Origin of the sequence: Paraburkholderia sp. BR10954 (assembly GCF_040965775.1) — a bacterium.
GTDB lineage: Bacteria > Pseudomonadota > Gammaproteobacteria > Burkholderiales > Burkholderiaceae > Paraburkholderia > Paraburkholderia youngii.
On the sequence record NZ_JBFRCK010000016.1, the window covers coordinates 156,140 to 163,148 of the forward strand.

The 7,009-nt window shown below is 63.9% G+C and carries 6 protein-coding genes; 2 read left to right on the forward strand and 4 right to left on the reverse strand.

The features are described 5' to 3' along the window. Positions 1-11: 11 nt before the first annotated feature. Positions 12-1,130, forward strand: coding sequence for a murein transglycosylase A (locus AB4Y34_RS22540; protein WP_368717240.1), 1,119 nt, complete (start codon positions 12-14; stop codon positions 1,128-1,130). Positions 1,131-1,325: 195 nt separating this feature from the next. Here the strand turns inward: AB4Y34_RS22540 and paaK are convergent, their stop codons facing one another. The 4 genes from paaK to paaN all read right to left on the reverse strand — a co-directional run bounded on the left by paaK (position 1,326) and on the right by paaN (position 5,865). Beyond that, positions 1,326-2,630 carry a phenylacetate--CoA ligase PaaK gene (gene paaK, locus AB4Y34_RS22545; RefSeq protein WP_368717241.1) on the reverse strand — a complete coding sequence of 435 codons (1,305 nt, stop codon included), beginning with the start codon at positions 2,628-2,630 and terminating at the stop codon, positions 1,326-1,328. Between the two features lie 112 nt (positions 2,631-2,742). Next, entirely contained in the window at positions 2,743-3,204 is a 462-nt protein-coding gene (gene paaI / locus AB4Y34_RS22550) for a hydroxyphenylacetyl-CoA thioesterase PaaI (protein WP_176381167.1), read from the reverse strand. 1 nt (position 3,205) lies between these two features. After that, a complete protein-coding gene (paaG, locus tag AB4Y34_RS22555) occupies positions 3,206-3,997 on the reverse strand; it encodes a 2-(1,2-epoxy-1,2-dihydrophenyl)acetyl-CoA isomerase PaaG (protein WP_176381168.1) in 792 nt (263 codons plus the stop codon). A 167-nt stretch (positions 3,998-4,164) separates the two neighbouring features. Beyond that, a complete protein-coding gene (gene paaN / locus AB4Y34_RS22560; protein WP_368717242.1) occupies positions 4,165-5,865 on the reverse strand; it encodes a phenylacetic acid degradation protein PaaN in 1,701 nt (566 codons plus the stop codon). Positions 5,866-6,000: 135 nt separating this feature from the next. Here paaN and AB4Y34_RS22565 point away from each other — a divergent pair, with 135 nt between their 5' ends. Next, a complete protein-coding gene (locus tag AB4Y34_RS22565) occupies positions 6,001-6,777 on the forward strand; it encodes an enoyl-CoA hydratase (RefSeq protein ID WP_176381170.1) in 777 nt (258 codons plus the stop codon). Positions 6,778-7,009 lie beyond the last annotated feature (232 nt).

The following is a 7,009-nucleotide window of genomic DNA, read 5'->3' on the forward strand; positions in this document are numbered from 1 at the left end:
ACGAACATTGTATGTGTTTTGTCCGCAGGGCCGGTGCGTGGCTCGGAGCGTTGTCGGTTGCAGTGTTGCTTGCCTCCTGCGGTGGCGGCGGCGCGATCCGGCCTTCACCGCCGAGCGGTGCGGCGATCATCCCCGGCCAGATCGCGTCGGCGCGCCTGACCGCGGTTGCATGGCAACAGGTGCCGGGCTGGCAGGACGACTCGCTGATCGGCGCGACCGCCGCATTGCGGCAAAACTGCACGAGGCTTTCGCGTCAGCCGAACTGGTCGCGTGCCTGCGCGGCGGCCGCGCAAATCGACGATCTCGACGTCACCAGCACGCGCGCCTTCTTCGAAGCCTACTTCACGCCCTTCCAACTCGCGAATAGCGACGGCACGCTCGACGGTCTGGTCACCGGTTACTATGAGCCCCTGCTGCGGGGCTCGCGCACGCGGCACGGCGTGTATCAGACCGCGCTGTACCGCTGGCCCGCCGGCTATCGCGCGGGGGCGCCGTTGCCGGCGCGCGCCCAGCTCGAACGCTCGGGCGCGCTCAGCGGCAACGAACTCGTGTGGGTCGACGATCCGATCGAAGCGTTCTTTCTGCAGGTGCAAGGCTCCGGGCGCATCGTGATGGAAGACGGCAGTGTGATGCGCGTCGGCTTTGGCGGGACCAACAATCAGCCGTACAAGTCGATCGGGCGCTGGCTCCTCGATCATGGCGAGATCACGCCGGCGCAGGCGACGATGCAGGGCATCAAGGCATGGGCCCGCGCGAATCCGACGCGCGTCGATGGCCTGCTCGACACCAATCCGCGCTTCGTGTTTTTCCGCGAGATGCCGTCGGCCGAAAGTGTGCCGAGCGGCGGCGCGGACGGTCCGATCGGCGCGCTCGGCGTGCCGTTGACGCCGGAGCGCTCGATTGCGGTCGATCCGAGCGCGATTCCGCTCGGCACGCCGGTTTTCCTGCAGACCACGCGGCCGCTGACGAATTCGCCAATGAACCGTCTCGTGTTCGCGCAGGATACTGGTACCGCGATCAAAGGCGGCGTGCGCGCCGACTACTTCTGGGGCCTCGGCGACGATGCCGGCGATCTGGCTGGCAAGATGAAGCAGGGCGGCCGGATGTGGTTGCTGCTGCCGAATTCGTGAGGCGGTGGGGCGGAGAGGGAAGCGTGACTGCCGTTTGAGTAGCAGCAGTTTTCGCAAGGCGGGTTTGAGGCTACCGCGAAGCCTTAAATAGATGTCGTTGAAATCGGCGTCGCGTGTGGATCAGAATCCGTGCGTGACGCCGTTTTTCGTTGGGCTCGTACGCTGCGCGTCGTTGCCCGTTGCATCTTGCCCGACTTAGAGGCCCGACTTGCGCTTGTCTATCACGCGCCGCGCCTTGCCCACCGAGCGCTCGATTCCATTCACCGGCAGCACGTTCACCACCGCGCTCACGCCAATCAGCGCCTTGATGTCGTAGGCCAGCGCGTTTTTCGCGGTGGTTAGCGCCACGGTATCCGGCGCGCTTTCGGGGCACGGTTCGACGTTCAGCGTCAACACATCGAGCGGCCCTTCCTTCGTCAGGACTATCTGATAGTGCGGCGCCAGCGCGCGCTGCTTGAGCAATAGTTCTTCGATCTGGGTCGGGAACACGTTGACACCGCGCACGATCATCATGTCGTCCGAGCGGCCCGTGATCTTTTCCATACGCCGCATCGTGCGGGCGGTGCCCGGCAGCAGGCGCGTGAGATCGCGCGTGCGGTAGCGGATGATCGGCAGCGCTTCTTTCGTCAGCGACGTGAACACGAGTTCGCCGAGTTCGCCATCGGGGAGTACCTCGCCCGTTTCGGGGTTGATGATCTCGGGATAGAAATGGTCTTCCCAGATCGTCGGACCGTCTTTGGTTTCGACGCACTCCGAGGCGACGCCCGGGCCCATCACTTCGGAAAGACCGTAGATGTCGACCGCGTCGATGCCCATACGTTTTTCGATCGCCTCGCGCATGTCGTTGGTCCACGGCTCAGCGCCAAAGATGCCGATGCGCAATGAGCAGCTGGCCGGGTCGATACTTTGGCGTTCGAATTCGTCGGCGATCGACAGCATGTAGCTCGGCGTCACCATGATGATGTCCGGCCGGAAATCCTGGATCAGCTGCACCTGCTTTTCGGTCTGGCCACCGCCGAACGGAATCACGGTGAGCCCCGCGCGCTCGGCGCCGTAATGCGCGCCGAGGCCGCCCGTGAAGAGGCCGTAGCCGTAGCTCACGTGCACCTTGTCGCCGCGCTTCGCGCCGGCGGCGCGTACCGAACGGGCGACGAGATTCGCCCACGTGTCGATGTCGCGCGCCGTATAGCCGACGACAGTCGGCTTGCCGGTCGTTCCAGACGACGCATGGATTCGCGAAATCTGCTCTTGGGGCACGGCGAACATTCCGAACGGGTAGTTGTCGCGCAAATCCTTTTTCGTCGTGAACGGAAACCGAGCGAGATCCGCGAGCGACCTAACGTCGCCCGGATGGACGCCGGCTTCGTCGAACTTGCGCCGATACACCGGCGAATTTTCATACGCATGGGTGAGCGACCATTTGAGCCGTTCAAGTTGGAGCGCGGCGAGCTCGTCGCGGCTGGCGGTCTCGATCGGATCGAGCGGAAGAGCGGTGCTCATCGAATGTCTCCTTGCTGCCTCAGTATCTGGGTCTGATATGTGACGCATTGGCGCCAGAGCGCCACGCGGACAATTGCCCGCGTGGGCGGTTCTGGCTGGCCGCCGCCAATCGTTAGTCGCCGGTGGGAATCAGGTTACCCTTGATTTGCGCCGACTTGCCGCGAAACATTGCGACAGTCTCGCCGGCGCGATTCGTCACGCGAATATCGTAGATTCCAGTGCGCCCGCTCAATGTCTGTTCGACCGCTTCGGCGCTCAGCACGTCGCCGCCGTGGACCGGCCGCAGATACTCTATCGAGCAGCCGGCGGCGACTGTGTTGATGTTGTAGGTGTTACAGGCGAACGCGAAGGTCGAATCGGCGAGTGTGAAGATCAGGCCGCCGTGGCAGATCTGATGCCCGTTCAGGAAGTCGTCGCGCACCGCCATGCGCAGCCGCGCATAGCCGGGGCGCACTTCGAGAATCTCGAGCCCGAGCGCGCGACTGCAGGCGTCGTTTTCGTACATCGCGGCGGCCGTCGCGCGGGCGAGTTCGTCTCCCGTCATTTGGTCGGGCCGGGTGGTTTGTGTGGGCATCTCAACGTCCCTCGAAGCGCGGCGCGCGTTTTTCGATAAATGCCTGCACGCCTTCCGCATAATCGTGCGAGGCGCCTAGTTCGCGCTGCAGATCGCGCTCGAGATCGAGTTGCTGGTCGAGCGTTTGCGTCGTGCCGGCACGCATCGCCTGCTTGATCGCGGCGATCGCGCGCGTCGGTTGCCGGGCGAGCTGGGCCGCGAGTTTTGTCGCTGCCGGCGCCAGTTCGGCGTCGTCGAGCACTTGCCAGATCAAGCCCCAGCTTTCGGCTTTTTCGGCGCTGAGCTTGTCGCCGGTGATTGCGAGGCCGAGCGCGCGGGCCATGCCAACGCGCTGCGGCAAGAACCACGTGCCGCCCGAATCCGGCACGAGGCCGATCTTCACGAATGCCTGGATGAAACTCGCGGAGCGAGCCGCGAGCGCCATGTCGCACGCGAACGCCAGATTGGCGCCCGCACCGGCGGCCGTGCCATTGACCGCCGCGATCACCGGAAACGGCAGCGCCTGCAGACGGCGGATCAGCGGATTGAAGTATTCATCGATCACGGCGCCGAGGTCGGTCATCGCGCCGGGCGTGAAATCGAGGTCGGCGAGATCCTGGCCGGCGCAGAAGCCGCGCCCGGCGCCAGTGAACACGAGCGCACGGGCGCCGGAGTTTTCGACCTGGTCCAGCGCCGCGCCGAGTTCGTGATGCATCGCGCGCGTGAAGCTGTTGAGCTTGTCCGGGCGGTTCAGCGTGATGGTGGCGACGTGGCTCGATGAGTCGATGTCCAGCCGGATCGCTTCGTATGACATGGGGTGTCTCCTCAAACTCTCTTTGGACGATGGCACGGTGGCTCGGCCAAGGTCGGCGCGTGATGCCGACCCGATGTCTGATGTTAGTCGGAGCGCACGACCCGGTCCATCTGCCGAACGGCATAGGACGGAGTCGTGCGTAGCGTTGAAGCCGTGTCTTATGCCGTTCAGCCAGCTACCGCCGGCGCCGCTTTCGGTTCAACATGAATACGGCTTTGAACGACACGGAAGCGGTTCGCGACGAAAGCGGCATCGGCCAGCGCGGCATTGGCGGCCGGGTTTGCGCCGGTGCCGTGGAAGTCCGAAAATGCCGCGGACTGGTTGACGAACACACCGCCGGTCAGGTTGATCGACAGCGCGACACCGCCGCGAATCGACGCTTCGTGCGCCGCTTCGAGCACCGCGTCGTCCGTGCTGTAGACCGCCAGCGTCAGCGCACCGTGGTCGGCGGCAATGTCGCCAGCGAGGTCGAGCGACTGTGCGGTCGAATCCGTAGCGATGACGAACGAGATCGGCCCGAACCATTCTTTCGTGAACTGGGCGTGATCGGTCGCGGCGTCGAGTTGCAGTACGAGCGGCGTGCGCACGCGAGCGCCCGAAAAGGCCGGATGCTCGAGCGTCTGGCTCGCGACGAGGACGCGGCCAAGTTTGGCGGCTTCGTCGATGCGGTGCACGACACCTTCGTTCTGAATCGCGCCGAGCAGTTCGACTGCGCGGGCCGGATCGGCGACGAGCTTTTGCACCGCACCGGCAAGCGCGTGGGCGACCTCGTCGAAGCTGAGCGTGCCTTCTGCGGTGCGAATGCCGCCGCGCGGCACATAGATGTTTTGCGGCGCGGTACACATCTGGCCCGAGTACAGCGCCAGCGAGAACGCGATGTTGCGGGCGGCCGCCTTGATGTCGTCGACCGAGTCGATAACGATCTGGTTGACGCCGGCTTTCTCCGTGTAGACCTGCGCCTGGTGTGCATTGCGCTCGAGCCAGGTGCCGTTCTGGGTGCTGCCCGTGAAGTCGATCAGCTTGATCTCAGGGCGCTGTGCCAGTTGCTGGACGAGGGCGCCGTCGTTCGGGTCGGTGGCCAGCAGCGTGACGACGTTCGGATCGAAACCCGCTTCGCGCAACACGTCTCGCGCGATGCGCACGGTCAGCGCGAGCGGAAGGATTGCGCCCGGATGCGGTTTGACGATTACCGTGTTCCCGGTGGCCAGATCGGCGAACAGGCCGGGATAGCCGTTCCACGTCGGGAACGTGCAGCAGCCGAGCACGAGGCCGATGCCGCGCGGCACGACGGTGTAGCGCTTGTGCATCGCGAGCGGCGGGTTTTTGCCTTGCGGTTTTTCCCAATGCGCGTCGGCGGGAATGCGGCGCAGTTGATCCCAGGCATACGCGACCGCTTCGAGCGCGCGATCCTGTGCGTGCGGACCGCCTGCCTGGAAGGCCATCATGAACGCCTGGCCGGTCGTGTGCATCACGCTGTAGCCGAGTTCGAAACTGGCGCGATTCAGACGCGCGAGGATTTGGAGGCTCACGCCGATCCATGCCTGCGGGCCGGCCGCGCGCCACTCGCGTTGCGCCGCCGTGGATGCGGCGATAAGCGCGCTCGGATCGGCTTTCGGGTAACGCACGCCGAGCGGGAAGCCGAATGGCGAGACTTCGGCGCCGACGGTCTCTCCCGTCGACGGTTGGTCTAGTTCGAACGTCTTGTCCAGGTGCGCCTTGAACGCGGCTTCGCCGTCCGCGTTGGCTGTTTCCCCGTACACTTTCGGACTGGGCATCTCGGAGAATGGGCTCCAGTAGCCGCGCGTTTCGAGCGCGGCGAGCGCTTTGTGCAGCGTGTCTTCGTGCTTGGTGAATAGCGGATGTGTCATGGCAAAGGGGCTCGGCTGTACGTTGGGAGAAAACCTGTCAAATAATTGACCGACCGGTTGGTTGGGGAATGGTAGCATCACTACGAACGATGCGCGAAGCGTTTTTCGCGTGCGATTAACCCTTATGGAGGCGGCATGGCTTACGAAAACATTCTGGTTGAAACGCGGGGACGGGTTGGACTGATTACTCTCAATCGTCCGAAGACTTTGAACGCACTGAACGACGCGTTGATGGACGAGCTGGGCGCCGCGTTGCGCGAGTTCGACGGCGACGAGTCGATTGGCGCAATCGTCGTAACGGGCAGCGAGAAGGCGTTCGCGGCCGGCGCGGATATCGGCATGATGGCGTCTTACACTTATATGGATGTCTACAAGGGTGACTACATCACGCGCAACTGGGAAACGGTTCGCTCGATCCGCAAGCCGATCATTGCCGCGGTGGCGGGCTTCGCGCTCGGCGGCGGCTGCGAACTCGCGATGATGTGTGACATCATTTTCGCCGCCGACACGGCGAAGTTCGGTCAGCCGGAAATCAAGCTCGGGATCATGCCGGGCGCGGGCGGCACGCAGCGTTTGCCGCGGGCGGTGTCAAAAGCGAAGGCGATGGACCTTTGTTTGACCGCCCGTTTCATGGATGCCGCCGAAGCGGAGCGCGCCGGACTGGTTTCGCGCGTGATCCCGGCGGCATCGCTGCTTGACGAAGCGGTTGGCGCGGCTGTCACCATTGCGGAATTCCCGCTGCCGGCGGTGCTGATGGTCAAGGAATCGGTCAATCGAGCCTATGAAACGACGCTGGCGGAGGGTGTGCATTTCGAGCGCCGGCTATTCCATTCGCTCTTCGCTACCGAAGACCAGAAGGAGGGCATGGCCGCGTTCGTAGAGAAGCGCAAACCGGTTTTCAAGCACCGTTAATACGCTTGTCAAAATATCGCTTGCAAGTCGCGATGGCGGCGACTAGAATTCCGCTCTTTCGTGCTCCGGACGCCGGGGCGCGGAGAGGCGGGAAGCCTCTGTTGGCGAGGGCTTCAGCGGCGTGGGCAGGTTAAGCAAGTGATAAAAACCTGTTGACGATCCGGTGAAAGTTCTCCATAATCTCGCTTCTCTGCTGCAGACGCAGCGACGCAAACGAAGCAGTGCCGGGTGG